Genomic DNA, 25,580 nt, shown 5'->3' with positions numbered 1-25,580 from the left:
ATGTGGTTTCTCTCTCTCGCGTTGGGGACGGGCCGCGTGCATTCCTTACACGGACGGCCGCCAGAGAAAGTTTGGCCAGGCAATTTGACAGAAAGATGTAATTAATTACGAATTGCTTCTGATATGAAGATTCCGTTGGCTACATGTCATTTTAAAGACATGCTAATGAAATACGCTCGCCGACTTCACTATCGCAAACTCACATCTTTCCTATGCGGCCAGGTCTGTCGGGAATTCGAAAAATAATCGCTGGAGTCGAGGTGCGGCGTTGTGCCGGGCGCACGTCGAAGCGCGTGCGGCTCGCGGCGGCGTTCGCGCTGACGGCCATGACCATGAGCCTTGCCGCGTGTGATGCGGGCGCGCCGGATACGGCGGCCGTCGCGAGTGAAGCGGCGAGCACGGGCGCTGGCGCATCGCATGCGTCCGTGCCGGTAGCGGCGGTGCCGGCCGCTGCCCATCAAGCGGGACAGACACGCGCGCAGGTCTACGAATCCGTACGGCAGATGACAGCGCTCGGCAAGCAGCTGTTTTTTGATGCGTCGCTCTCCGGCTCGGGCAAGCTCGCTTGTGCGTCCTGCCATAGTCCGGACCATGCGTTTTCGCCAGCCAACGCGTTATCGGTGCAACTGGGCGGTAGCGATATGCACCGCACGGGCATGCGCGCCGCGCCGACGCTGAAGTATCTGCAATCGGTGCCGGCGTTCGCCGAGCACTATCACGAGTCGGATGACGAAGGCGATGAAAGCGTGGACGCGGGACCGACCGGCGGGCTGACCTGGGACGGCCGGGTCGACCGCGGCGCTGACCAGGCGCGTATTCCGCTGCTGTCGTCGTTCGAGATGGGCAGTACGCCGGCCAAGGTCGCCGCGGCGGTCAAGGCCGCGCCGTACGCCGACGCTTTCCGCACGGCTTTCGGCGAACACGTTTTCGATAGCGACGATGCCACCTTCAAGGCTGTGCTGCAAGCGCTCGAAACCTTCGAGCAGACGCCCGAGATCTTCTATCCGTACACCAGCAAGTACGACGCGTATCTCGCGGGCAACGCACAGTTGACGCAAGCCGAGCTTCGCGGCCTGCAGCTCTTCAACGACGAACAGAAAGGCAATTGCGCGAGCTGCCACATCAGCCAGCGCACCAGGGACGGTGCGCCACCGCAGTTCAGCGACTTTGGTCTGATTGCGATCGGCGTGCCGCGCAATCGCGCGCTGCCGGTGAATCGCGATCCGCATTTCTACGACCTCGGCGCGTGCGGGCCGGAGCGAACCGATCTGAAGGGCCGTGCCGAGTTTTGCGGCATTTTCCGCACACCGACGCTGCGCAATGTGGCGTTGAAAAAGAGCTTCTTCCACAACGGCATCTATCATTCGCTCGATCAGGTGGTGCGCTTCTATGCGGCGCGCGACACGAACCCTGAGAAGTTCTATTCGGTGTCGAAAGGCAAGGTGCAGAAGTTCGACGATCTGCCGCAGAAGTACTGGGCCAATCTGAATACCGACCCGCCGTTCGACCGCAAGCCGGGCGACAAGCCGGTGTTCGACGAAGCTGAAATCAAGGACGTGGTCGCGTTTTTGAACACGCTGACGGACGGATACAAGGCGGGTGGCGGATCGGCCAATTCACTAGCCGCGAAATGAAGCGGAACGAAGCGAATCAAGGCGTGGCCGAAGGTGAGGCGACGGCTACGGCGCCGGCATGGTCCGCCGCTCAAGCCACGCTCAATCTCCTGCACTCGCCAGCAAGTAATAGCAGCCGACGAGCAGCCAGGCGAAGGACAATAGCAGGCAAGCAATGCCGCCGCGCATCAGCAGATTGGGCCAGCGAGCGCGAGGCAACGCGTCCATTCGCACGATGGGCCGCGCGAGCCCTGGATCGCGACGGATAGCCACCGGCACGAGCGCGACACAAAGCAGCGCCAGCGCGGCAGCGAAAAGTTCCAGGGCGGGCAGGATGTGCATGGCGAGAGGTCTTGAGCGTGTTTCGATCGCTGCGGAAGCGCGACAGGCCATCTTAAGAAAGCTTTCTGCTGCCCGGAATGGGAGACGTCCTAAAATGGGGTTTGGTCGCCCATCGGCGCCAGCGCATGATTCGGCGAGCGGTGCGGTACGCATGCCCGGTTCACGGGGGCTTGCCCTGGCTCACAGCTCAGCCGTTTCTCACTGTCGCTCTGGGGGCGACATGCTATGCTTTTGGGGTCCAGATCACGAGACGCCATGAGTGCGCTCGAGACCGTCCGAACACTTTCGAGGAGAACCCTTCATGTCGATGAGAACCCGTGCCCTGTGTCACCTGAGCGCCGGTAGTCTGTTGCTGGCCGGCGCGATCGGCGCGCAGGCAGCGAACCTCGGCTTTCTGAACGACACGCCGCTTAGCTACATGAAACAGCGCGACATCGACTCGGTGAAAAAGGCGGTCGTCTCCGCACTGAACGGCAAGCAGGACGGGGAAACCACGAACTGGGTCAACGAAGGCACCGGCAATAGCGTGAAGATCGACGCGGCGATCACGGTCGCGAGCACGGCCAAAGACGGCGAACGCACCTGCCGTGACGTCGGCGTCGTGCTGAGTGCCAAGGGACAATCCATGAACCTGCGCCCGCAATTCTGCAAGCAGGGTAGCGGCACCTGGCAATTGCAGAAAAAGCATTGAGCATGCAGGCGGTCAATGCGGCGCGTGTCCGCTTTCTGCCGCAGCGGTTCGAAGCCTTGCGCGTGCGTTTGAGCTTGGGTTCGCGTTCGCTTGAAGCGGTGTCGCAATGAACGCGCGGGTGATCTCATGCGGCATCGTGTTGCTTGACCCGGACGGCCGCGTGCTGCTCGCGCACGCCACCGAGACATCGCACTGGGACATTCCGAAAGGGCACGGCGAAGCAGGCGAGGCGCCGCATGTCACGGCGCTGCGCGAGATGGTCGAGGAGACCGGTATCGCCATCGAGCCCGCGCGCCTCAAAGATCTTGGCCTGTTCGTCTACCGGCGCGACAAGGATCTGCATCTGTTCGGCGCGCGTGCCACCGCCGACGAACTCGACCTGAGCGTGTGCACCTGCACGTCGCTCTTTCCACGCCGCTACGACGGCACGCTGATTCCGGAAATGGATGCCTACCGCTGGACCGCGCCGGACGAAGTCGACAGGTATGCGAGCCGCAGTCTCACGCGGCTCTTTCAGACCACGCTGTCGCTCGCGGAATTGCACCGGTCGCTATAACGGCAAAGCTGGCGACTGCATAGGCCGCCTGGCGGCTCAGTCGAGTGCGCGGTCGTTGGGATGCGCGAAGAGGGCGCGATTCTGTTCCGAGAGCGGAAAATTCAGATTGATGCCGTGCGGCGGAATGGGCTGCGTGAACCATTGCCTGTACAGACGCTCCGCTTCACCGGAAGTCTGGCCGCGCGCGATCACGCCGTTCACGAGGTTGCGAAATGGCTCGTCGCCCTTGCGGAACATGCACGCATAGACTTCATAGCCAAGCGGCGTGCCGGTCACCACGAAGTCGTCGGGGCGCGAATCGGTCGATTTGAAGCCGTACACGATCGGCTCGTCCATCACGAAGGCTACCGCCCGGTCGTCCTTGACTGCGCCAAAGGCTTCGAGGTGATCCCGCGCACTGGTGATGCGCATGTTCAGGTGCTTGTCGGTGTTCAGACGGCGCAGCAGACGTTCATCCGAGGTGCCCGCCGTCGTCACGACCGTTTTGCCGGCCAGATCCTGAAAATCCGTAATGCCGCTGCTTTTGCGCGCGATCATGCGCACGGCGTACTGGAAGAAACTGTTGGAGAACGCGGCCACACTTTCGCGTTCCACCGTGTGCGTGGTCGAGCCGCATTCCAGATCGATCTGGTTGTTGAGCAGCATCGGCGTACGGTTCGACGAGGTGACCGTGATCTCGTGCACCTTCAGTTGCGGCATGCCGAGCGTTTTCTTGATCTCGTCGACGATTTGCAGCGCGATGGTCTGCGAGTAGCCGACCGTGCCCTGGCCGTCGAAGTAGGAAAACGGAATCGACGCTTCACGCACGCCGAGTACGACTACGCCGTCGTCGTGAATTTTCTTCAGCGTGCCGGTGAGTTCGTCCGCGTGCGCGGAGCAGGCCAGCGACAGCGCGCCGAACGCGGCCAGCGCCATGAGTGCGCCACGCGCACCACAGGCGCTGCCGCGCGTGGCACGCGCGGTACTGCCCGTTGCGTGCCCTGCTGCGGGCTGCGCTGAGGTCGGCGTGGTGTGCTCGATACTTGCCCTGTGGCGGGCTGCAACTTTCATCGGACCTCCGGGACTGGCGCTCGCAAACACTGCGCCGTCACTGTCGATGGAACATGATGCAACAAAACGGCGTGCATCTTTCTGACAGGACGCACGCCGTATTCAACGTCAACTGCGCTACGCAAGCTCGCGCTCCGGCTTACGCCGGCTTGCCCCAACTATCGCGCAGGCTGACGATGCGATTGAATACGGGCTTGCCCGGCTTCGAATCGACGCGATCGGCAACGAAGTAGCCGTGGCGCTCGAACTGATAGCGTTGCTCCGGCAGCGCCTCGCGCGCGCCCGGTTCCAGGTAGGCGTTGACCACGCGCTTCGAATCGGGATTCAGCGCTTCGAGGAAATCGCGGCCGCCAGCGTCCGGTTGCGGCTCCTTGAACAGACGGTCGTAGATACGCACTTCGGCCGGGCACGCGGCTGCCGCGCTGACCCAGTGGATGTTGCCCTTCACCTTGTAGTTGTTCGCGCCTTCGGTGCCCGATTTGCTGTCCGGGAAGTAGTTGCAGTGAACCGCGACGATGTTGCCGTTCTCGTCCTTGTCGGCGCCGATGCATTCGATCACGTAGCCGTAACGCAGGCGCACCTTGTTGCCCGGGAACAGGCGGAAGTAGCCCTTCGGCGGCGTTTCGTTGTAATCGTCGCGTTCGATCCACAGTTCGCGCGAAATCGGAAACTCCCGCACGCCCATTTCCGGATGATGCGGGTGGACCGGCGCGTTGCACGGCTCGGTTACGCCTTCCGGGAAGTTGTCGATGATCAGCTTGACCGGATCGAGGACGGCGGCGGTACGCGGCGCTTTCTCATCGAGATCGTCGCGCAGTGCGCCTTCGAACACGCTCATGTCGATCCACGAATCGACCTTGGTGATGCCGATACGCTCGCAGAACAACTGGATCGCTTCCGGCGTGAAGCCGCGCCGGCGCACGCCGACGATGGTCGGCATGCGCGGATCGTCCCAGCCGTCCACATGGCCCTCGGTCACGAGTTGCAACAGCTTGCGCTTGCTGGTGATCGCGTAGGTCAGGTTCAGGCGCGAGAATTCGATCTGTTGCGGCAGCGGGCGCGTGAAAATGCCGGCTTCGGCGAGCTCGTTCAGGATCCAGTCGTACAGCGGACGGTGATCTTCGAACTCGAGCGTGCACAGCGAATGCGTGATGTTTTCCAGCGCGTCCGAGATGCAGTGCGTGTAGTCGTACATGGGGTACACGCACCACTTGTCGCCGGTACGGTAGTGATGCGCGAAGCGGATCCGGTAGATGACCGGATCGCGCATGTTGAAGTTCGGCGACGACATGTCGATCTTCGCGCGCAGCACGTGCTCGCCTTCCTTGAACTCGCCGGCTTTCATGCGGCGGAACAGGTCGAGGTTCTCCTGCACCGAACGTTCGCGAAACGGCGAGGGCGTGCCGACTTCCGTGGCCGAACCGCGGGTCGCGCGCATTTCCTCGGCCGACTGGCTGTCCACGTACGCCTTGCCGCGCTGGATCAGCAGTTCGGCGAATTCGTACAGCTTGTCGTAGTAGTCGCTCGCGAAGTAGAGCTGCTCCTTGCCGTCTTTTTCCCACTCGAAGCCGAGCCAGCGCACGGCGTCGATGATCGAGTCGACGTATTCGACGCTTTCCTTTTCCGGGTTGGTGTCGTCAAAACGCAGATGGCACACGCCGCCGTAGCTGCGCGCCACGCCGAAGTTCAGGCAGATGCTCTTGGCGTGACCGATATGCAGATAGCCGTTCGGCTCGGGCGGAAAGCGCGTTTCGACGCGCTGGCCCCACTTGCCGGTGCGGTTGTCTTCGTCAATGATGTTGCGGATGAAATTGGATGCCGCTGGCGCGTCGTTGCGTTCGGTATTCATGCGAGAAGGTGAAAGTCTGTCGGGGGCGCGCAATGCGCCCTCTTATCCGACAATTCTACCTGACGAGCCCCGTTGCGGCAGGCGAGTGCGGCATGCCGCCAACGTTTGAGCGGTTTTGAGGCAAATTCCGCGGCCGGGCCGGCGCTGTAACAGGAGGTAAAACGGTTTGTTGCTGCGTTCGCGGCCGACATACGATGCGAGCGGCGCGGCCTCGTCCGCTCGCGCGCGCTATGCCTGCGTTAGGCTTTCTGGCGCCGCACCGGGTCGTGTGCCTCCCGTACTCAGGCCGTACATTCCTTTGTCGCCTTGCGCGAATTCCTGCGGTTCGTGCAACATGGCGCCCTCAGTTGCCGGAGTTTCTCGGATGTCTGTCCCGACACATGGCGCGCTTCGCGCGCCTTTCGCCTCGCTTTGTTTCGCCCGGATCCTGACGGTGTCGGCAATGCTTGCCGCGTTCACCGGCGGCGCGCTCGCGCCCACGGCCGCGCTCGCGAAAACGCCGCCGCCCAAGGCTGTATTCGACGCGTCGGCGGTGGCCGTGCCGGACCGCTACAGCGCGGACACGGCGCAGCAGATCTTCGCGGCTGGCGGCAACGCAGTCGATGCGGCGGTCGCAATCGCCTTCACGCTGGCCGTGACCTGTCCGGACGCGGGCAACCTCGGCGGCGGCGGCTTCATGACCGTGTTCATGGACGGCAAACCCTACTTCCTCGACTATCGCGAGCGCGCGCCGCAACAGGCGACTCGCGACATGTACCTCGACGACAAGGGCAATCTGCTGCCGGGCATGAGCGTCGTCGGCCATCGCGCCGTAGCCGTGCCGGGAACGGTGGAGGGCATGTGGCAGGCGCAGCAGCGTTTCGGCAAGCTGAAGTGGAAGCAGGTGCTGGCGCCCGCGATCCGCTATGCGACCGACGGCTTCCAGGTCGAGCCGTGGTTGCAGCAGCGCCGCGACGCGGCGACGAAAAGCTTCGCCGGCAAGACCAATTTCGACGCCTACTTTTCCGGTCTGAAGGCGGGCGTGACGTACCGCCAGCCGGAACTCGCACAGACGCTGTCGCGTATTGCGAGCGACGGCGGGCGCGAATTCTACGAGGGCCGCACCGCGGATCTGATCGCCCAGCAGATGTACGGCCACGGCCTCGTCACGAAGCAGGATCTGATTCAATACAAGGCGGTGTGGCGTCAGCCGCTCACCGCCGAGTGGAACGGCTATCGGGTCGTCACTGCGCCGCCGCCGAGTTCGGGCGGTGTCGGGCTGATCCAGATGCTGAAGATGAAAGCCGATCTGAAGCCGGCGTTCGACGGACTCGACCTGAATTCCGCGCCGTATATCCATCTGATCGCCCAGATCGAGGACCGTGTGTTCGCCGACCGGCAGCAATACCTGGGCGATCCTGATTCGTTCAAGGTGCCGGTCGACAAACTGATCGACGACGCCTACCTCGCGCAACGCGCCGACGAAGTCAAACCCGACGAAGTGCCGGGCGCGGCGCCGGTGAAGCCTGGCCTCGGCGGCGCCGCGCCGGAGAAGGCGCAAACCACCCATTTTTCGGTGGTCGACAAGTGGGGTAATGCCGTGTCGAACACGTACACGTTAAATGGCGATTTTGGTTCAGGCGTGGTGGTGGATGGCGGCGGCTTCCTGTTGAACGATGCGATGGACGACTTCGTCACCAAACCGGCCGGTGCGAGCCCGTCGGGTGCGGGCAGCGCCGAAGTCAACACGGTGGCGCCCGGCCGCCGCCCGCTGTCGTCGATGACGCCGACCATTCTGCTGAAGGACGACAAGGTGTCGCTCGTGATCGGCACGCCAGGCGGCTCGCGCATTCTGACGTCGATTTTCCAGGTGATGACCGACCTGTACGACTTCAATATGCCGCCCGCCGACGCGCTCGCCGCAATGCGCTTTCACCATCAGTTGTTGCCGCAGAAGACGATCTATTTCGAGCCGTATCGTCCGATCACGGGGGAACTGGCCGAGCAGTTGCAAGCGAAGGGCTACACGCTCGAGGGGCAGTCGTTCAACGGTGACGTGCAGATGATCCGCATCGAGGGCACGACGCCCGAACCGGCGGCGGACCCTCGCGGCGTGGGCGTGGCGCGCGTGATGCATTGAAGGGGCCGGCGGGGTGGGCCAAAACCGCAGGCCAAAACCTCGGTCGAAAACAATAAACTGCGAACAACGACCAACGACGGGGAACGCGATGAGCGTACAGGAACGATTGAGAACGCTGGTGTTGCCGGGCTACCAGAATTCGGGCGCCGGCCACTGGCAGACGCGCTGGGAAGCGCTGAATCCGTCATTCGAACGCGTGCAGATGCCGGACTGGGATCACCCCGAACGCGACGCCTGGTGCCGCACGCTCGATGAAGCCGTAGCCGCCGCCGCTGCGCCCGTGGTGTTCGCCGCGCATAGTCTCGGCTGCCTGACGGTGGCCTTCTGGGCGTCGCAGTACGCGAGCGCCGCGCAGCTTGCGAAGGTGGCGGGCGCTTTGCTAGTCGCTCCGCCCGATCCCGCCGGGGCCCACTTCCCGCAGGACGCGCGCGGTTTCGCGCCTGTGCCTCTCGTGCGCCTGCCGTTTCCGACCATTGTCGTGGCCAGCAGCGACGACCCCTACGGCGGCGTGCCGTTTTCACGGACCTGCGCGAATGCGTGGGGCAGCCGCTGGATCGATATCGGCGCGTGCGGCCATATCAATGCGGACAGCGGCCTTGGCGATTGGGACGAAGGGCGCAAGTGGCTGGCGTCGTTCGGCGCGGCGGCCTGAAGGCCCGAAGGCCCGAAGGCCTGAACTGCGCCGCCGGCCCGCTCAGATCACCGACTGCGCGCGCAACGCCGCGATCTTCGCTTCGTCGTATCCGAGCACGTCGCGCAAGATACTCGCAGTGTGTTCTCCGAGCGTGGGCGGATGCGCCAGCGCTTCGGGCGGCGTGCCGCTCATCCTGATCGGATTGCGCACCAGCTTGACGGTGGCGCCCGACGGATGCGGCAGATCGACCTGCAACCCGCGCGCCACCACCTGCTCGTTCTCGAACACCTCGCCGAGATCGTTGATCGGCCCGCACGGCACGCCTGCCGCTTCGAGCGCGGCGATCCATTGCTGCTTGCCCTGCAGGCGGACCATGTCCGCGAGAATCGGCACGAGGATGTCACGATTCCGCACGCGCGCCGGGTTGGTGGCGAACCGTTCGTCGATTGCCAGTTCCGGACGGCCGCCCGCTTCGACGAATTTGCGGAACTGCCCGTCGTTGCCGACCGCGACGATGATCCAGCCGTCGCTCGTCTGGAAAGTCTGGTACGGCACGATGTTGGGATGCGCATTGCCCCAGCGCACCGGAGGCTGACCGCTCGCCAGGTAGTTCGAGTTCATGTTGGCCAGCATCGCCACCTGCACATCGAGCAGCGCCATGTCGATGTATTGGCCTTCGCCCGTGCGGTCGCGGTGCGTGAGGGCGGTGAGCACGGCGATGGTCGAATACATGCCGGTCATGAGGTCGGCGATCGCCACGCCGGCCTTCTGCGGGCCGCCGCCCGGCTGGCCGTCGCGCTCGCCGGTAATGCTCATGAAGCCGCCAATGCCTTGCACGATGAAGTCGTACCCGGCGCGTTGGGCATACGGCCCGGTCTGCCCGAAGCCGGTTACCGAGCAGTAGATGAGGTCGGGCTTCACTTCCTTGAGCGACGCGTAGTCGAGGCCGTACTTCTTCAACTGGCCGACCTTGTAGTTCTCCAGCACCACGTCGCTCTGCGCGGCCAGTTCGCGGATGATCCGCTGGCCTTCGGGCGACGCGATGTCCACGGTGACCGAGCGTTTGTTGCGGTTCGCCGCGAGGTAGTACGCGGCCTCGTGCGTATCCGCGCCGTCCGGCGTCTTGAGGTACGGCGGTCCCCAGTGGCGGGTGTCGTCGCCGACTTCCGGGCGCTCTATCTTGATCACGTCGGCGCCGAAATCGGCGAGGGTCTGCGCGCACCAGGGGCCGGCGAGCACGCGTGTGAGATCCAGCACGCGGATATGACTGAGAGCGCCCATGTTCGTAGATGTCTCCTAGGTAGCCAGGCGGCGCGCAAGACGCCGCGAATGGGGGCAATCTTAAGCGATTCCGGCACGCGGGCGCAGTCAGCCGAACGACATAGGACAAACAACGCTCTACGGAATCAACGGCGCGGCCCGGCTAAACCTGGCCGAACGGCCAGCCATGCAGGGCGCGCTGCCGCGCACGGGCGCCGATCCCGTATAATCAGTCGTTTAAGAAACAAACAGTTGGCGCATCCCACGATGCCGCCGGTAACAGCCAGGGAACTGGCAAACCCGTCCCCCGCACGCTATGAAAGCCGCCGAAATCCGCGAGAAATTCCTCAAGTTCTTCGAATCGAAGGGCCATACGATCGTTCGCTCGTCGAGCCTTGTGCCCGGCAACGACCCGACCCTGCTCTTCACCAATTCGGGAATGGTGCAGTTCAAAGATGTGTTCCTCGGCGCGGAGTCGCGCCCGTATTCGCGCGCCACGACCGCGCAGCGCAGCGTGCGCGCCGGCGGCAAGCACAACGATCTGGAAAACGTCGGCTACACCGCGCGTCACCACACGTTCTTCGAAATGCTGGGCAACTTCTCGTTCGGCGACTACTTCAAGCGCGACGCGATCCACTACGCGTGGGAACTGCTGACGGGCGTGTACCAGCTGCCGAAAGACAAGCTGTGGGTCACCGTCTATCACGAAGACGACGAAGCGCACGACATCTGGGCGAAAGAAGTGGGCGTGCCGGTCGAGCGCATCATCCGCATCGGCGACAACAAGGGCGCGCGCTACGCATCGGACAACTTCTGGCAGATGGCCGACACCGGCCCGTGCGGCCCGTGCTCGGAAATTTTCTACGACCACGGCCCGGACGTGTGGGGCGGGCCTCCGGGGTCTCCTGAAGAAGACGGCGACCGCTACATCGAGATCTGGAATCTCGTGTTCATGCAGTTCAATCGCGACGCGCAAGGCAACATGACGCCGCTGCCCAAGCAGTGCGTCGACACTGGCATGGGTCTGGAGCGTATCGCCGCGGTTCTGCAGCACGTGCACAGCAACTACGAGATCGACCTGTTCCAGGCGCTCATCAAGGCCGCCGCACGTGAAACCGGCGTGAGCGACCTGACCAACAACTCGCTGAAGGTGATTGCCGACCACATTCGCGCGTGCTCGTTCCTGATCGTCGACGGTGTGATTCCGGGTAACGAAGGCCGCGGCTACGTGCTGCGCCGGATCGTGCGCCGCGCGATCCGTCACGGCTACAAGCTGGGCAAGAAGGGTTCGTTCTTCCACCGCATGGTGGCCGACCTCGTCGCGCAAATGGGCGCAGCGTATCCGGAACTGAAGGACGCCGAACAGCGCGTGACCGACGTGCTGCGTCAGGAAGAAGAGCGCTTCTTTGAAACCATCGAACACGGCATGTCGATTCTCGAAGGCGCGCTCGCAGAGCTCGAAGCCGGGAGCGGCAAGACGCTCGACGGCGAACTCGCATTCAAGCTGCACGACACGTATGGCTTCCCGCTGGACCTGACGGCAGACGTGTGCCGCGAGCGCGAAGTGACGGTCGACGAAGCCGCCTTCGACGAAGCCATGACGCGTCAGCGCGAACAGGCTCGCGCGGCAGGCAAGTTCAAGATGGCGCAAGGACTCGAATATTCGGGCGAGAAGACCACGTTCCACGGTTACGACGAAGTCGTCTTCGACGACGCGAAGGTGATCGCGTTGTATGTGGATGGCGCGTCGGTGCAGCAGGCAAGCCAGGGGCAACAGGCTGTCGTCGTGCTGGACCACACGCCGTTCTACGCGGAGTCGGGCGGCCAGGTCGGCGACCAGGGCGTGCTGGCCAACGCGAGCGTGCGCTTCGCGGTGAGCGATACGCTGAAGGTGCAGGCCGACGTGGTCGGTCATCACGGTACGCTCGAGCAGGGCACGCTGAAAGTGGGCGACGTCGTCAAAGCGGAAATCGACGCGGTGCGCCGCGCCCGCACGGCTCGCAACCACTCGGCCACGCACCTGATGCACAAGGCGTTGCGCGAAGTACTCGGCACGCACGTGCAGCAGAAGGGATCGCTCGTGGACGCGGACAAGACCCGTTTCGACTTTGCGCACAACGCGCCGTTGACAGACGAGCAGATCCGCCGTGTCGAGGAAATCGTCAACGCCGAGGTGCTGGCGAACGCGCCGGGCATCGTGCGCGTCATGTCGTTCGACGAGGCAGTGAAGGGCGGCGCAATGGCGTTGTTCGGCGAGAAGTACGGCGACGAAGTCCGCGTGCTCGACCTGGGCTTCTCGCGTGAATTGTGCGGCGGTACGCACGTGCATCGCACCGGCGACATCGGCCTCTTCAAGATCGTGATGGAAGGCGGCGTGGCGGCGGGCATCCGTCGCGTGGAAGCGATTACGGGCGACAACGCCGTGCGCTTCGTGCAGGACCTCGACGCGCGCATCAACGCGGCTGCCGCTGTGTTGAAGGCGCAGCCGTCGGAGCTGACGCAGCGCATCGTGCAGGTGCAGGACCAGGTGAAGTCGCTCGAAAAGGAACTGAGCGCGCTGAAGTCGAAAATGGCGTCGAGCCAGGGCGACGAACTGGCTGGTCAGGCGATCGAAGTCGGCGGCGTGCACGTGCTGGCGGCTACGCTCGAAGGCGCGGACGTCAAGACGCTGCGCGAAACCGTCGACAAGCTGAAGGACAAGCTCAAGAGCGCGGCGATCGTGCTGGCGTCGGTCGAAGGCGGCAAGGTGAGCCTGATTGCCGGCGTCACGGCAGACGCAAGCAAGAAGGTCAAGGCGGGCGAACTGGTCAACTTCGTGGCGCAGCAAGTCGGCGGCAAGGGCGGTGGCCGTCCGGATATGGCGCAGGCTGGCGGCACCGAGCCGGCGAATCTGCCGGCGGCACTGGCCGGCGTCAAGGGCTGGGTCGAAAGCCAGCTTTGATTCGGGCATGATCGGGCCACGCGGGGCGCCGGCAGTGTGGGCGCGCCGCGTGGCCTGAGTTCAGATCAGGAAGACCCTTCCGCCGCAGCGGCGAGTTCGGGCAAATTCGCGGCATTTTCCGGTGCCACCATCGCCTGCTTGAGCGCATTCAGTGCGGACGAAAAATGCCCGCGCCGCCAGACGAGCAGCGTCTCGACCATTCCGATATCGGGCAGTTCATGCACCGCGATATTGCTGGCGTCGGCCTGCAGATCCAGCACTGATCGTGGCGCCACCGCCACGCCCGCACCAGCGGCCACGCAAGCCACGATCGCATGATAGGAGCCCAGCTCCAGCACTCGCGCCGGCCTCACGCCGTGCTCCAGATACCACTTCTCGATATAAGCCCGGTAAGCGCAGCCGCGCTCGAACGCGATCAGCGTCGACAGCGCAATGTCCTGAACGTCGTGAATCGGCCGGTGCCCGCGAGGCGTCAGCATTACCAGTTCCTCCGTGAACACCGGCACCCATTCGAATAATTCGCCGAGCGCTGCGGGGTCCAACGGCGTCGCCACCAACGCGGCATCCACTTCGAATTCGCGCACCCGCTCGATCAGCTTGCCGGTCGTGCCGGTCTCCAGTTCCAGCGCGACTGCGGGCCACTGCTGGTGATAGCGCGCGAGCAGCGCAGGAAGACGCGTTGCCGCGACGCTTTCCATCGTGCCCAAACGCAGGCGCCCGTTCGGGCGATCCTCGCGTACCGCATGACGCGCTTCATCCGCGAGCGCGAGCAGGCGCTCGGCGTAGGGCAGCAGCGTCTCGCCGGCGGGCGTCAGCACGAGACGGCGGCCGTCGCGGATGAACAGGTCGGTGCCCAGTTGCTCTTCGAGTTGCTTGATGCGCGTGGTGACGTTCGATTGCACGCGATTGAGCTTGGCAGCAGCGCGCGTCACGCCGTTTTCCCGCACGACCGCGCGAAAAATGGTCAGGGCGGCCAGATCCATGATTCTCTCCTGGCGATGGATGGTATCCGAATTATTCATTTTTCGTGATTGAAAGGTCACGTTACCATGAATTCAGCCATCCCACTCGTTGACTGAATCCATCGTCGCCTGCTCATGAATCAATCAGCCTCCCTCGCCCACGGCAGCCTTGCGGGACGCCACGCCGCCCGCCGCGCCGCGCTTGCCTGCATGGTCACGCTGGCGGTCGCGCTCGGCATCGGCCGATTTGCGTTCACGCCGCTCCTGCCGCTGATGCTTCATGGCAGCGCATTCGGCCAGCCGCAGATCGACATTCAGCATGGCGGCTGGCTCGCGTCGTTCAATTACGCCGGTTATTTCGTCGGCGCGGTCGCCTGTGCGGCGCTGCGGATCGAACCGGCGCGCATGGTGCGCGTGGGGCTCGCCGCGACAGTGCTGCTGACGCTGGCAATGGGCGTGACGGGGCAGTTCTGGGTGTGGGCCGCCGTGCGCTTCCTCGCCGGGGCGGTCAGTGCGATGACGTTCGTTTTCGCATCGCAGTGGGGCTTGCGGCGGCTCGCCGAACTCGGCGCGCCTGAGTGGAGCGGGGTGATCTATACGGGGCCGGGCGCGGGTATCGTCGGAACGGGCCTGCTGGTCACGGTGGCGGATGGGTACGGGCCCGCGATGGGATGGCTCGGTTTTGGGCTCGTTGGCGCTGTTCTGTCGATTGCGGTTTGGCCGGTGTTTAGTGGTCGCGGAAATGGGTCGGGTGCTCGCGTGGCGGGCTCCAATACCGCGCCGGCCGCCACCAGGGACGACGCCGATAAGCCAGCTGTCATCAAGGGAGCGGGCATCAAGAGTGCCGCCACGGCCCGCGCCGTCACAGCCCACTCCGCCACGACCAGTGCCGGCACTAGCAGAGTCGGCACGACCTCCGCCGCCGGCACGACCAGCGCCGGCACGACCCACGCCCCCGCCACGACCAGCGCCGCCACAACCCCCGCCCCCGCCGCCACCCACCCCGCCGACGCCTTCTGGCTCGTCCTCCTCTACGGCATCCCCGGTTTCGGCTACATCATCACTGCCACTTTCCTGCCGGTGATCGCGCGTCATGCGTTGCCCGGCTCATCCTGGCCCGACCTGTTCTGGCCGATGTTCGGCGCGGCGCTGATCGTCGGCGCACTGCTGGCGGCGCGTTTGCCGGCGCATTGGGACAACCGTGCACTGCTCGCCGGCTGCTATGTGCTGCAGGCGGCCGGCATCGCCCTCGGTATCGTCTGGCCGACGGCGGGCGGCTTCTCACTCGGCAGCATCCTGATCGGTCTGCCGTTCACCGCGATCACCCTGTTCGCGATGCGCGAGGCGAGGCGTCTGCGCGGCGACAACGCGGCTGCGCTGATGGGTTATGCGACGGCGGCCTATGGCGTCGGACAGATCGCCGGCCCGCTGGTCGCCGCGCCGATCGCCGCGCAGAGCGGATCGTTTTCGCCGGCGCTGTGGCTGGCGGCGGCCGCATTGCTGGCGGGCGCGGCGGGGCTCGCCATCGTCGCGCGCCTGCCGGTTGGCCGTGGCCGCATGTCCGATTGCGGCTGCGACTGACGCAGACCGAACGCACATCGACGCGATCGCCACCGGCGGCCCGCCCCCGAAAAACAAATAACCGAAGGGCGCACTAAAATGACCGCTTTCCCGTCATCTCAGCGCGCCTGTCGCCGGGCGCGCCGCCAGCCATGCAACATTTCGCGTCCGACAACTACGCCGGCATCTGTCCCGAAGCGCTCGAGGCGCTGATCGCCGCCAACAACAGCGGCCACGAGCCGGCCTACGGCGACGACTCCTGGACCAACCAGGTATGCGACCGTCTACGCGAGCTGTTCCAGACCGACTGCGAAGTGTTCTTCGTATTCAACGGCACGGCCGCCAACTCGCTGGCGCTCGCGTCGCTGTGCCAGTCGTATCACTCGGTGATCTGCCACGATCTCGCACACATCGAAACCGACGAATGCGGCGGACCCGAATTCTTCTCGGGCGGCTCGAAGCTGCTGACGGCGCCGGGCGTCGGCGGCAAACTCTCGCCGGATGCGATCGAAGCAGTCGTCACACGCCGCGCCGACATCCATTACCCGAAGCCGAAAGTCGTCACGCTGACACAGTCGACGGAAGTCGGCACTGTCTACAGCGTCGAGGAAGTGCGCGCGATCGCGGCGATCGCCAAGCGGCGTCACCTGAAAGTGCATATGGACGGCGCGCGTTTCGCCAACGCGGTCGCCGCGCTCGACGTGCATCCGTCGGAGATCACGTGGCGCGCGGGCGTGGACGTGCTGTGTTTCGGCGGCACCAAGAACGGTTTGCCGGTCGGTGAAGCGGTGGTGTTCTTCGACCGCGCGCTCGCCGCCGATTTCGCCTATCGCCTGAAACAGGCCGGCCAGCTGGCCTCGAAGATGCGCTTCATTTCCGCCCCCTGGCTCGGTCTGCTCGATAACGACGTCTGGCTGCGCAACGCGCGTCACGCGAATGCAATGGCGCAATTGCTGCAAACGCGGTTGCAGGAAATTCCGGGCGTGAGCATCATGTTTCCCAGAGAATCGAACGCGGTCTTTGCGCAATTGCCCGCGCAAGCCGCCAAGGCAATGCGTGCGCGCGGCTGGAAGTTCTACGAATTCATCGGCGCGGGCGGGTGCCGGCTGATGTGCGCGTGGGATACGCAGCCGGAAACGGTCGAACGGTTCGCCGCCGAGGTGCGGGAGTTGTGCGCGGCTTGAGATCGCAAACCGCAAACCGCAAACCGCACGCCGCACGCCGCGCACCCGCAGCCGCGCACGATCACACAAAACAAACGGGACGTCTCTCTCACCCCATGACCCAATACCGATTCTGCCCACGCTGTTCCACGCCGCTGATCGAGCGCGCCGATGCCGCGCACGAAGGCGGCCGCATCCGCCAGACCTGTCCCGATACGGCGTGCGGCTACGTCCACTGGAACAATCCGCTGCCGGTGGTGGCGGCGATCGTCGAATATGAAGGCAAGATCCTGCTGGCGCGCAATGCCGCGTGGCAGGAGGGCATGTTCGCGCTGATTACGGGCTTCCTCGAAAACGGCGAGACGCCGGAAGAGGGCATTGCCCGCGAAGTGCTCGAGGAAACCTCGCTGCACGCGGAGACGGTCGAGCTGATCGGCGTCTATGAATTCATCCGCAAGAACGAACTGATCATCGCGTATCACGTGAAGGCCTATGGCACAGTGGCGCTGTCGCCGGAATTGCTCGAATACCGGCTGGTCGAGCCGGCCAGGTTGCGGCCGTGGCGCGCGGGCACCGGCCAGGCGCTCGGCGAGTGGATGCGCCGGCGCGGCTTGCCGTTCGAGTTTGTCGAGAGGCCGGGGCAGTAGCAGACCAATCAGCGGGGCGACGAGCTTGCGCTCGGGGAGGAGCACGGGATGGCCTATATTTTCTATCTGACCCATATTCATCTCGGCTACGACGCGCTGTCGCAGTTATCGTCCGAATGCGGACGTGTCGGCATCAAGCGGCCTTTGATCATCACCGACAAGGGCGTCGTCGCGGCCGGCCTCGCGCAGCGCGCGCTAGACGCATTGAAATTCGGCGCCGTGCCGGTCTTCGACGACACGCCCTCGAACCCGACCGAGGCGATGGTGCTCGCCGCCGCCCAGGTGTACCGCGACGAAGGCTGCGACGGTCTGATCGCGGTGGGCGGCGGGTCGTCGATCGATCTGGCCAAGGGCGTAGCGATCGCGGCCACACATGCCGGTGCGCTGATGCAGTACGCGACCATCGAAGGCGGCAGCCCGAAGATCACGGCTGCGGCCGCGCCGCTGATCGCGGTTCCCACTACGGCGGGCACGGGCAGCGAAGTCGCGCGCGGCGCGATCGTGATCCTGAACGACGGCCGCAAGCTCGGCTTTCATTCGTGGCATCTGCTGCCCAAGTCGGCGTTATGCGATCCTGCGCTCACGCTCGGCCTGCCGCCGGGTTTGACGGCGGCCACCGGCATGGACGCGGTCGCGCACTGCATCGAGACCTTTCTCGCGCCGGCCTTCAATCCGCCCGCGGACGGCATCGCGCTGGACGGGTTGGAGCGCGCGTGGGCCAACATCGAACGCGCGACGGCGGACGGCAGCGATCGCGACGCGCGCCTGAACATGATGAGCGCCTCGATGCAAGGCGCGATGGCGTTCCAGAAAGGGCTTGGCTGCGTGCATTCGCTGTCGCATCCGCTGGGCGGTCTGACGGTGAACGGCAAAACGTCGCTGCATCACGGCACGCTGAACGCGGTTGTGTTGCCCGCGGTGCTGCGCTTCAACGAGACCGCGGACAGCGTCGTGGCCGAGCGCCGTTATGCAAGAATGCGCCGCGTGATGAATTTACCGGAGAACGCGGATCTCGCGCAGGCGCTGTTCGATATGACCGAGCGGCTCGGTTTGCCTACCGGCCTCGCGCAGATGGGCGTCGACGAAAGCATGTTCGACAAGGTGATCCAGGGCGCGCTCGCGGATCATTGTCACCGCACGAATCCACGCGAAGCCACCGCCGACGACTACCGCCACATGCTGACCGAATCGCTCTGAACAAAGCGAGAGCCGCGTAACGCGCACGACAACTTCAAACATACTCACGCCAGGCATGAACAAACCCGTACCCGCCGCGCGCACCGCCTACCCGCATTTCCTGCCGATCACCACGCGCTGGATGGACAACGACGTCTACGGCCACGTCAACAACGTCGTCTATTACAGCTACTTCGACACGGTGGTGAACGAATACCTGATCCGCACCGGCGTGCTCGATTTCGAGCACGGCGCGACGATCGGGCTGGTGGTCGAGACACACTGCAACTACTTCGCACCGCTGGTGTTTCCCGAACGGGTCGAAGCCGGCCTGCGCGTGGTGCGGCTCGGCACATCGAGCGTGCGCTACGAAGTGGGGCTCTTCAAGGAAGGCGAAGATCAACCCGCGGCACAAGGACACTTCGTACATGTGTATGTGGATCGCGTCACGCGGCGCCCCGTGAGCCTGCCCGCCGAATTGCGCGCGGCGCTCGAACCGTTGAGCGCCGCCGGGCAGGCGGAATAGGCGCGTGCAGTCGTTCGTCGTCAATCTGCTCAACGGTGTCAGTTACGGCCTGCTGCTTTTCATGCTGTCGGCGGGCCTGACGCTGATTTTCAGCATGCTCGGCGTGCTCAATTTCGCGCACGCGAGCTTCTACATGCTCGGTGCTTACGTCGGCTTTTCCGTGGCGGCGCGCGCGGGATTCTGGAGCGCGCTGGTGATTGCGCCGCTTGTCGTCGGGCTGGTCGGCGCGGCATTGGAGCGCTGGCTGTTGCGGCGCGTGCGTGCGCATGGCCATCTCGCCGAATTGCTGCTGACCTTCGGCGCGGCGTATCTGCTCGGCGAACTGGTCAAGCTCGGCTGGGGCTTGAGCCCGCTTTCCGCGACCGTGCCGGCCGTGCTCGACGGGCCGCTCTTCACCGTCTACGGCGCGGCGTTCGCACGCTACCGGGCGTTCATGATGGTGGTATCGCTCGCCATGCTGGGCGCGCTCCATGCCGTGTTGCGCGTGTCGAAGGCGGGACTGATCGTGCGTGCCGCGCTCACGCACGCGAGCGCTGTCGAAGCGCTCGGCCACAACGTGCCGCGCGTGTTCACCGGCGTGTTCGCGGCCGGCACGGCGCTCGCCGCGTTGGCCGGCGTGATCGGCGCGCCGCTCTTCGTGATCGAACCGGGGATGGCGGAGTCGCTCGGCTCGATCGTGTTCGTGGTGGTCGTGATCGGCGGCTTGGGTTCGCTGGGCGGCGCGCTGGCGGCGTCGCTGCTGGTCGGCTGCGTGCAGACCCTGGCCGTGGCGAGCAACGTGTCGCTCGGCGACGTGCTGTCGATCTTCGGCACATCCCTGCCGGCCGAATGGGACGCGCTGACGCTCGCGCAACTCGCACCGCTGATTCCGTATCTGCTGCTGGTCGCGATGCTGGCACTGCGCCCGCGCGGACTTTTCGGGCGGCGTGACGAACATGCGTGAGGCACCCGACTCGTCGGCTTTGTCCGCGACCGCACCGCGTGCGCTCCGGCGCGCGCTTGCGCCGTGGCTGGCGCTCATCCTGTTCCTTGGCGTGCCGCCATTTATCTGGCCGCAAAGCTGGCTGCTCGCCTACCTCGCGCAGACCGCGACGATGATCGTGTTCGCGCTTTCCTACAATCTGCTGCTCGGCGAAACGGGGTTGTTGTCGTTCGGTCATGCCGCTTACTCGGGCCTCGGAGCACTGGTGGCCGCGCAACTGTTCAACCGGGTCGGCGTGCCGCTCGTGCTGCTGCCGCTGGTTGGCGGTATCGGCGGCGCGCTCTGCGGGCTGCTCTTGGGGTTCATTTCGACGCGGCGCGCCGGCACGGCCTTCGCGATGATCACACTCGGTCTGGGCGAACTCGTGGCGGCCGCCGCGTGGACGCTGCCCGACTGGTTCGGCGGCGAGGCCGGCGTGGCGATCGATCGCGCGAGCGGCGCGCAGTGGGCAGGCTGGAGCTTCGGCCCAGCGCGCGAGGCATATGCGCTGATCGCGGTGTGGTGCCTGCTCGCGTGCGCGGCGCTGTTCGCGCTCTCGCGCACGCCTTTCATGCGCCTCGCCAACGCCGTGCGCGACAATCCGGTGAGGGCGGCGGCAATAGGCTGCTACCCGCGCCGCATCCGCTACGGCGTGGTGGTATTGTCGGCGTTTTTTGCGGGTATCTCCGGGACGTTGGCGCTGATCAACGTGGAACTGGTGTCGACGGAAAGCGTCGGCATGATGCGCTCGGGCGCGGTGTTGATCGCCACCGTGATCGGCGGTACGGCGGCGTTCTTCGGGCCGGTCGCGGGCGCGGTCGTACTGACGTTTTTCAGTGTCGTGGTGGCGAGCGTCACGCGGGCCTGGCTGTTCTATCTGGGACTCTTCTTCATCGTGGTCGTGGTGATTTCGCCGGATGGCCTGGCGGGCTTCGTGCAGCGTCATACGGCGCGTGTGGCCGCATATGGCTGGCGCCGGTGCCGCGCGGCTTACCTGTGGGGCGCGGCCGCCGCGCTGCTGTGGACGGCGGCCGTCGTGCTCGCGGTGCAATGGGCCTACGCCGCGCAATTCGGCGCGGACGAGGGCGCGGCCTTAGTTGGCACGGGCGCGCTGATGGGGATGGGCGCGTCGCCGCTCGGGCTCGGCACCACGGTCTTATTGCTGGCGGCGCTGGGAGGACTCTCGGCGCATTACGCGATTCGCGCGCAAGCGCACCTCGCAGCCATGCGCTCAAGCGCCACGCACAGCGCTGGAGACGCGCGATGATCCCGGCACTCGCACTCTATGGCATCAAAAAACGCTTCGGCTCGACGCAGGTTCTGCGCGGCGTCGATCTCGCGGTCCAGCCCGGCGAACGTCACGCGCTGATCGGACCGAACGGCGCGGGCAAGTCGACGCTCTTCAATCTGATTGCCGGTGGTACCCGGCCGAACGCCGGGCGCATCGATCTGTTCGGCGCCGAGATCACCCGCCTTGCGCCGACCGCGATCGCACGCCGCGGACTCGCGCGCAGCTTCCAGAGCACCAGCGTGTTCGCGCGGCTCAGCGTGTTCGACAATCTGCGCTGCGCGGCACTGCTGGCGGAGCGCGACCGCACGCGATGGTGGCAGCGTTTCAGCGGGTCGCGCACGGTCGACGCGCGTGCCGCACAGGTGCTCGACGCGGTGGGTTTGAGCGCGCGCCGCCAAGTCCTCGCCGGCACGCTCAGCTACGCCGAGCAACGCGCGCTCGATCTGGGCATCGCGCTCGCGGGCGGCGCGCATACCTTGCTGCTCGACGAGCCGACCGCCGGCATGAACCGCGCGGAAGCGGCGCGTGCCATCGAACTGATTCGCGAGACCACGGCGGGCCGTACGCTGCTGATGGTCGAGCACGACATGAACGCGGTGTTCGCGATTGCCGATCGCATTTCCGTTCTCGTGCAGGGGCGCATCATCGCGAGCGGCACGCCGGCGGCAATCCGCGCGGACGCGGCGGTGCGCGCCGCGTATCTCGGCGAAGGGTTCGGCACATGAGTGCCCTGCTCGACATTCGCGGGTTGAACGCGTGGTACGGCGCGAGCCAGGCGCTGCACGGCGTCACGCTGGGCATCGAGGCGGGCGAGGTGCTGGCGCTGGTCGGCCGCAACGGCTCGGGCCGCTCGACGCTCGCACGCGCGATCATGGGCCTCGTGCGCAGCGAAGGTGAACTGCGTTTCGCGGGCCGTGCGCTCGGCGGTCTGCGCACCTTCGAGATCGCGCGTCTCGGGATCGGCTATGTGCCGGAACATCGCGACGTGTTTCCCACGCTGAGCGTCCACGAGAATCTGCAACTCGGTGTCGCGCCAAATGATCGCGGCCGCGCGCCGCGCTTCACCTTCGACGACGCCTACACGCTTTTCCCCGTGCTGCATGAACGCAGGCGCACGCGTGCGGGCGCGCTCTCGGGCGGCGAGCAGCAGATGCTGACGCTTGCGCGGGCGCTGCTGGGCGACCCCGATCTGCTTGTCATCGACGAACCCGGCGAGGGTCTCGCGAGTCTCGTGATGGAGCAGGTCGCCCGATGCTTGCGGACGCTGCGCGATCGCGGCGTGGCGATGCTGCTGATCGAACAGCGCCTTGTGATCGCACAGGATATTGCCAGTCGCGTCGCGGTGATGGGGCATGGCGAAGTCGTGTTCGACGGCGCGCTCGCGTCGTTCTTGCAGCGGACCGATGTGATGCGGGAATGGCTCGGCGTCGGTTGAGCGCGACGCTTATTGGCTGTGTTTTTATTGCAGCGCCGCATGGCGATGGATGATCGTTTTGCTGTCCTGCTGAATGCATCGTGCGCGCGGCGCTTGAATCGCACCGATCATGCCGTTTGAATCCCATCTGCCGGCGCGCCGCTCAGGCCGCGTGCATGCGGATTTCCCATGACTCGCCGCGGCGATTCAAACGCTTGATCGTTTGGTGAGCGTCCTCCAGAAATCTTGTCGGCAGCGCGCTGACAAATAAAGACAATCGGGTAAAAGACGCGCGACGGCGGCTTGCTGTTTAAAGCCCGCGTATGCGCGACTCACCATGCCGTGCCCGGGGCGCGAGAGATGCGTCGAGGCTTCAGGAGGAGACATCATGAGAGACGGACGCGTATTGGATGAGGTATCGGCGCATGATCCGCTGCCGCTAGATTCGCGAGATTCAGAACCGAAGCGCGCCTGGCGCCCGCCGATCAGCGCGGGTGCCGCGCTGTTGACGGCCGCGTTGCTGATGTCAGCCTGCGCCGAGGCCAGTTCGACTACCGGCGATGCGGCATCCGCGCCGTCAAATGCGGCGAACAGGGCGGCCGATGCGGCGGGCGACAAAGTCAGCAGCGGCGACAGTCGGGCAAATGCGAACGCCAACGCCAACGCCTCGCCGGCCGCCGCTTCCGCCGCCCAACCCGCAGCGCTCGCCGCCCAACCCGCTTTTTCAGCACGTCCGGCCCTCGAACTCGCCAAGGCCAAACAACTGGCCGCCGAACAAAGCGTCGCGGCGCGCGTGCCATCCGCGAGCGGCATGACCGAAAAGCGCAGCCGTCCGCTGACGCTGCGCGATTCCGGCATCGACGGCGCGCTGATGTTTGCACGCGACGTGGACTTCCGCGTGACCGGCGACATCGGCTTCATGATTCACGACATGGCGGCGACACTGACTCCGGTGCGTCCCGGTCAGCCGATCGTATTCGACGATCCGACCAGCGTGACGATCAACGTTCACCGCGGCCATGTCACGCTCGACAGCGCCAAACTCACGGCGATCTTCAATCGCTACCTGTTCCAGTATCAGGGCTCGCCGCTGCGCAATATGCGCGTCGTGCCGCAGGACGGCGGCAACTTGCGCATTACCGGCGAGATGCATCGCGAGACATGGGTGCCGATCGTGCTGAGCGGATCGCTGTCCATGCGCAACGCCGCCGAGCTGGTGTTTCATGCCGATCATGTCGAAGTGGCCGGCGTCGGCGCAGACAGGCTGATGCAGGCCGCGCACGTGAAGATGGCCGACCTGCTGAAGGTGGACACGCCGATCGCGCGTCTGGATGGTGACGACGTCGTGATGCAGGTGGCCAAACTGACGCCGCCGCCCGCGTTGCATATGACGATCACGCAGATCGAGACCAGCGCCTCGGGCGTGCGCTTCGCGCTCGACGACGGCAGCGTGCCCAACATTGTCTGGCCCGCGACGATGCCCGCACGCGGCATGCTGGTGGAGGGCGGCGACGTCAAATTCATGCGCTCGATGACGATGAACATCGACATGGCGCTCACGCCGATCGACAACAAAGCGCCGTTCGTGCTGGACCTGTATCACTACCGCGATCAGATGGCGGCCGGCTATTTCACCTTCGACGAAGCGGGCGCGCTGGACGTGCATCTGCCTTCATACACGACGCTAGCCGGCGCGGACAAAGACAAGGACTCGCCACTGCAAACCGGCAGCGCGAGCGCGCGCTTTAACGACAGCTTCATTCGCGCCCAGCAGGCCGCACTCGCGCAGGCGCGGCTCGTGTGGCAACGCGTGCCGCAGTCTGTGCAAACCGCGTCGGTAGCACGCGCGATTCCGGTTGGTACGCGCGCGGCGTTTTCCGGGCAACGCATGTCGACCCCCCGTTCGGCGTTCAGCGACGAGCGCCATTCGCCGGGCGCCGCGCCGTTGATTCACGTCGAGAACGTTGACTTCTACGTGGCGGGGCGCATCGGTTTTCACGTGCGTTCGCTCGATGCGCAGATGGTGCCGAAAAAGCCGGGGCAACCCGTCGATCTGGACGATCCCGATCAGTACGATATCCATATCATCGGCGGCGACGTCGTGGAGCCGTGGCCCGCAATGGCCGCGCTCTTCAACGACTATCTGCTCGATTACGAGCCGCGCTCGCTGAACGATCTGCAGTTGAAGCCGGTGGATGGCAAGCTCGAAGTGACGGGTGGCATCAAGCTGTGGAATCACTTTCCCGGCGTGTGGCTGCCCACCACGATGAGCGGCACGATCGTCGCCAAAGACGAGCGGCATCTCGTGTATGAACCGACTTCCGTGAAAGTGCTGGGCGTGCCGCAGGCCGGCCTGCTGCGTGCGCTGGATATTCCGCTCGCTTCGCTCACGCCGTTCACGCGCAAGGGTGTCGCGCTAAAGGGCAACGAACTGGTGTTCGATCAGTACACGGTGTTTCCGCCGCCGGTTCTGCAAGGGCGTCTCGCGAGCGCGACAGTCACCGATGAAGGTCTCGTGCTGAAGTTCAAACGCGACGGCAACATCGCCGCCGCGAGGCCGCCTTCGGGCGCGGGCAGGAGCTTCGTATGGATCGAGTCAGGCGACGTGAAGATGTTCAACTCGCTGGTGACGAACACGCGCACGTTCATCAAGGACAGTTCGAATCCCGGCGTGATGAAGTTCGACCTGTACGCTTATCGCAAGGACGTAGCGAAGGGAACGGTGAGAATGGGTGAGGACGGCGGCCTGGATGTCGATCTGGCCGTCAGGAAGTAGCGCGGCCTGTTCGAAGCCCGCGCGATGCCATGTCGATGCATCGCGCAGG

Annotated in this window: 21 protein-coding genes; 16 read left to right on the top strand and 5 right to left on the bottom strand. The window is 65.0% G+C overall.

Annotated features, from left to right (window positions below):
• The first annotated feature begins 212 nt into the window (after positions 1-212).
• Positions 213-1,634 (top strand): cytochrome-c peroxidase, encoded by a 1,422-nt coding sequence (locus PDMSB3_RS14370; protein WP_051059000.1) that lies wholly within the window; start codon positions 213-215, stop codon positions 1,632-1,634.
• 81 nt (positions 1,635-1,715) lie between these two features.
• On the opposite strand, the gene PDMSB3_RS14365 is transcribed toward PDMSB3_RS14370, so the two are convergent.
• Positions 1,716-1,955 carry a hypothetical protein gene (locus tag PDMSB3_RS14365; protein ID WP_007181045.1) on the bottom strand — a complete coding sequence of 80 codons (240 nt, stop codon included), beginning with the start codon at positions 1,953-1,955 and terminating at the stop codon, positions 1,716-1,718.
• A gap of 301 nt (positions 1,956-2,256) precedes the next feature.
• Here PDMSB3_RS14365 and PDMSB3_RS14360 point away from each other — a divergent pair, with 301 nt between their 5' ends.
• Positions 2,257-2,646 carry an RT0821/Lpp0805 family surface protein gene (locus PDMSB3_RS14360; protein ID WP_007181046.1) on the top strand — a complete coding sequence of 130 codons (390 nt, stop codon included), beginning with the start codon at positions 2,257-2,259 and terminating at the stop codon, positions 2,644-2,646.
• Between the two features lie 106 nt (positions 2,647-2,752).
• Positions 2,753-3,202 (top strand): NUDIX hydrolase, encoded by a 450-nt coding sequence (locus tag PDMSB3_RS14355; RefSeq protein ID WP_007181047.1) that lies wholly within the window; start codon positions 2,753-2,755, stop codon positions 3,200-3,202.
• Positions 3,203-3,238: 36 nt separating this feature from the next.
• Here the strand turns inward: PDMSB3_RS14355 and PDMSB3_RS14350 are convergent, their stop codons facing one another.
• Together PDMSB3_RS14350 and PDMSB3_RS14345 are read right to left on the bottom strand one after the other, a co-directional pair.
• Positions 3,239-4,252: a transporter substrate-binding domain-containing protein gene (locus PDMSB3_RS14350; protein ID WP_007181048.1), complete on the bottom strand. Its 1,014-nt coding sequence runs from the start codon at positions 4,250-4,252 to the stop codon at positions 3,239-3,241.
• 139 nt (positions 4,253-4,391) lie between these two features.
• A complete protein-coding gene (locus PDMSB3_RS14345) occupies positions 4,392-6,101 on the bottom strand; it encodes a glutamine--tRNA ligase/YqeY domain fusion protein (protein ID WP_007181049.1) in 1,710 nt (569 codons plus the stop codon).
• Between the two features lie 364 nt (positions 6,102-6,465).
• On the opposite strand from PDMSB3_RS14345, the gene ggt reads away from it, so the two are divergent.
• Both ggt and PDMSB3_RS14335 read left to right on the top strand, forming a co-directional pair.
• Positions 6,466-8,220 (top strand): gamma-glutamyltransferase, encoded by a 1,755-nt coding sequence (ggt, locus tag PDMSB3_RS14340; protein ID WP_165186704.1) that lies wholly within the window; start codon positions 6,466-6,468, stop codon positions 8,218-8,220.
• Positions 8,221-8,308: 88 nt separating this feature from the next.
• The gene (locus PDMSB3_RS14335; protein ID WP_007181052.1) at positions 8,309-8,872 is read left to right on the top strand and encodes an RBBP9/YdeN family alpha/beta hydrolase; all 564 of its coding nucleotides are present in this window, start codon (positions 8,309-8,311) and stop codon (positions 8,870-8,872) included.
• Positions 8,873-8,914: 42 nt separating this feature from the next.
• Here PDMSB3_RS14335 and PDMSB3_RS14330 read toward each other — a convergent pair whose 3' ends face one another.
• Positions 8,915-10,135, bottom strand: coding sequence for a CaiB/BaiF CoA transferase family protein (locus PDMSB3_RS14330; RefSeq protein WP_007181053.1), 1,221 nt, complete (start codon positions 10,133-10,135; stop codon positions 8,915-8,917).
• A 295-nt stretch (positions 10,136-10,430) separates the two neighbouring features.
• Here PDMSB3_RS14330 and alaS point away from each other — a divergent pair, with 295 nt between their 5' ends.
• A complete protein-coding gene (gene alaS / locus PDMSB3_RS14325; protein ID WP_165186702.1) occupies positions 10,431-13,055 on the top strand; it encodes an alanine--tRNA ligase in 2,625 nt (874 codons plus the stop codon).
• 65 nt (positions 13,056-13,120) lie between these two features.
• On the opposite strand, the gene PDMSB3_RS14320 is transcribed toward alaS, so the two are convergent.
• Positions 13,121-14,038: a LysR family transcriptional regulator gene (locus PDMSB3_RS14320; protein ID WP_007181055.1), complete on the bottom strand. Its 918-nt coding sequence runs from the start codon at positions 14,036-14,038 to the stop codon at positions 13,121-13,123.
• 114 nt (positions 14,039-14,152) lie between these two features.
• Between PDMSB3_RS14320 and PDMSB3_RS14315 the strand changes: the two genes are divergently transcribed.
• From PDMSB3_RS14315 to PDMSB3_RS14270, 10 genes are all read left to right on the top strand, one after another.
• Positions 14,153-15,598 (top strand): YbfB/YjiJ family MFS transporter, encoded by a 1,446-nt coding sequence (locus tag PDMSB3_RS14315; protein ID WP_165186699.1) that lies wholly within the window; start codon positions 14,153-14,155, stop codon positions 15,596-15,598.
• Positions 15,599-15,729: 131 nt separating this feature from the next.
• Entirely contained in the window at positions 15,730-16,761 is a 1,032-nt protein-coding gene (locus PDMSB3_RS14310; protein WP_007181057.1) for a threonine aldolase family protein, read from the top strand.
• Between the two features lie 95 nt (positions 16,762-16,856).
• The gene (locus tag PDMSB3_RS14305) at positions 16,857-17,387 is read left to right on the top strand and encodes an NUDIX domain-containing protein (protein WP_007181058.1); all 531 of its coding nucleotides are present in this window, start codon (positions 16,857-16,859) and stop codon (positions 17,385-17,387) included.
• Between the two features lie 48 nt (positions 17,388-17,435).
• Entirely contained in the window at positions 17,436-18,584 is a 1,149-nt protein-coding gene (locus PDMSB3_RS14300; protein WP_007181059.1) for an iron-containing alcohol dehydrogenase, read from the top strand.
• A 55-nt stretch (positions 18,585-18,639) separates the two neighbouring features.
• Positions 18,640-19,089: an acyl-CoA thioesterase gene (locus PDMSB3_RS14295; RefSeq protein ID WP_007181060.1), complete on the top strand. Its 450-nt coding sequence runs from the start codon at positions 18,640-18,642 to the stop codon at positions 19,087-19,089.
• A 4-nt stretch (positions 19,090-19,093) separates the two neighbouring features.
• Complete coding sequence (locus PDMSB3_RS14290) at positions 19,094-20,032, top strand: branched-chain amino acid ABC transporter permease (protein WP_007181061.1); 939 nt, start codon at positions 19,094-19,096, stop codon at positions 20,030-20,032.
• Positions 20,025-21,317 carry a branched-chain amino acid ABC transporter permease gene (locus PDMSB3_RS14285; RefSeq protein WP_007181062.1) on the top strand — a complete coding sequence of 431 codons (1,293 nt, stop codon included), beginning with the start codon at positions 20,025-20,027 and terminating at the stop codon, positions 21,315-21,317. Before PDMSB3_RS14290 ends, PDMSB3_RS14285 begins: the two co-directional genes overlap by 8 nt.
• A complete protein-coding gene (locus tag PDMSB3_RS14280; protein WP_165186697.1) occupies positions 21,314-22,066 on the top strand; it encodes an ABC transporter ATP-binding protein in 753 nt (250 codons plus the stop codon). Before PDMSB3_RS14285 ends, PDMSB3_RS14280 begins: the two co-directional genes overlap by 4 nt.
• The gene (locus tag PDMSB3_RS14275) at positions 22,063-22,776 is read left to right on the top strand and encodes an ABC transporter ATP-binding protein (RefSeq protein WP_007181064.1); all 714 of its coding nucleotides are present in this window, start codon (positions 22,063-22,065) and stop codon (positions 22,774-22,776) included. Before PDMSB3_RS14280 ends, PDMSB3_RS14275 begins: the two co-directional genes overlap by 4 nt.
• Before the next feature lie 367 nt (positions 22,777-23,143).
• Positions 23,144-25,531, top strand: a complete 2,388-nt coding sequence (locus PDMSB3_RS14270; protein WP_165186695.1) for a hypothetical protein — start codon at positions 23,144-23,146, stop codon at positions 25,529-25,531.
• Positions 25,532-25,580: the final 49 nt, after the last annotated feature.

The organism is Paraburkholderia dioscoreae (assembly GCF_902459535.1).
Classification (GTDB): domain Bacteria; phylum Pseudomonadota; class Gammaproteobacteria; order Burkholderiales; family Burkholderiaceae; genus Paraburkholderia; species Paraburkholderia dioscoreae.
The sequence above is the reverse complement of the archived record's forward strand: the minus strand, read 5'-3'. Positions and strand labels throughout refer to the sequence as shown.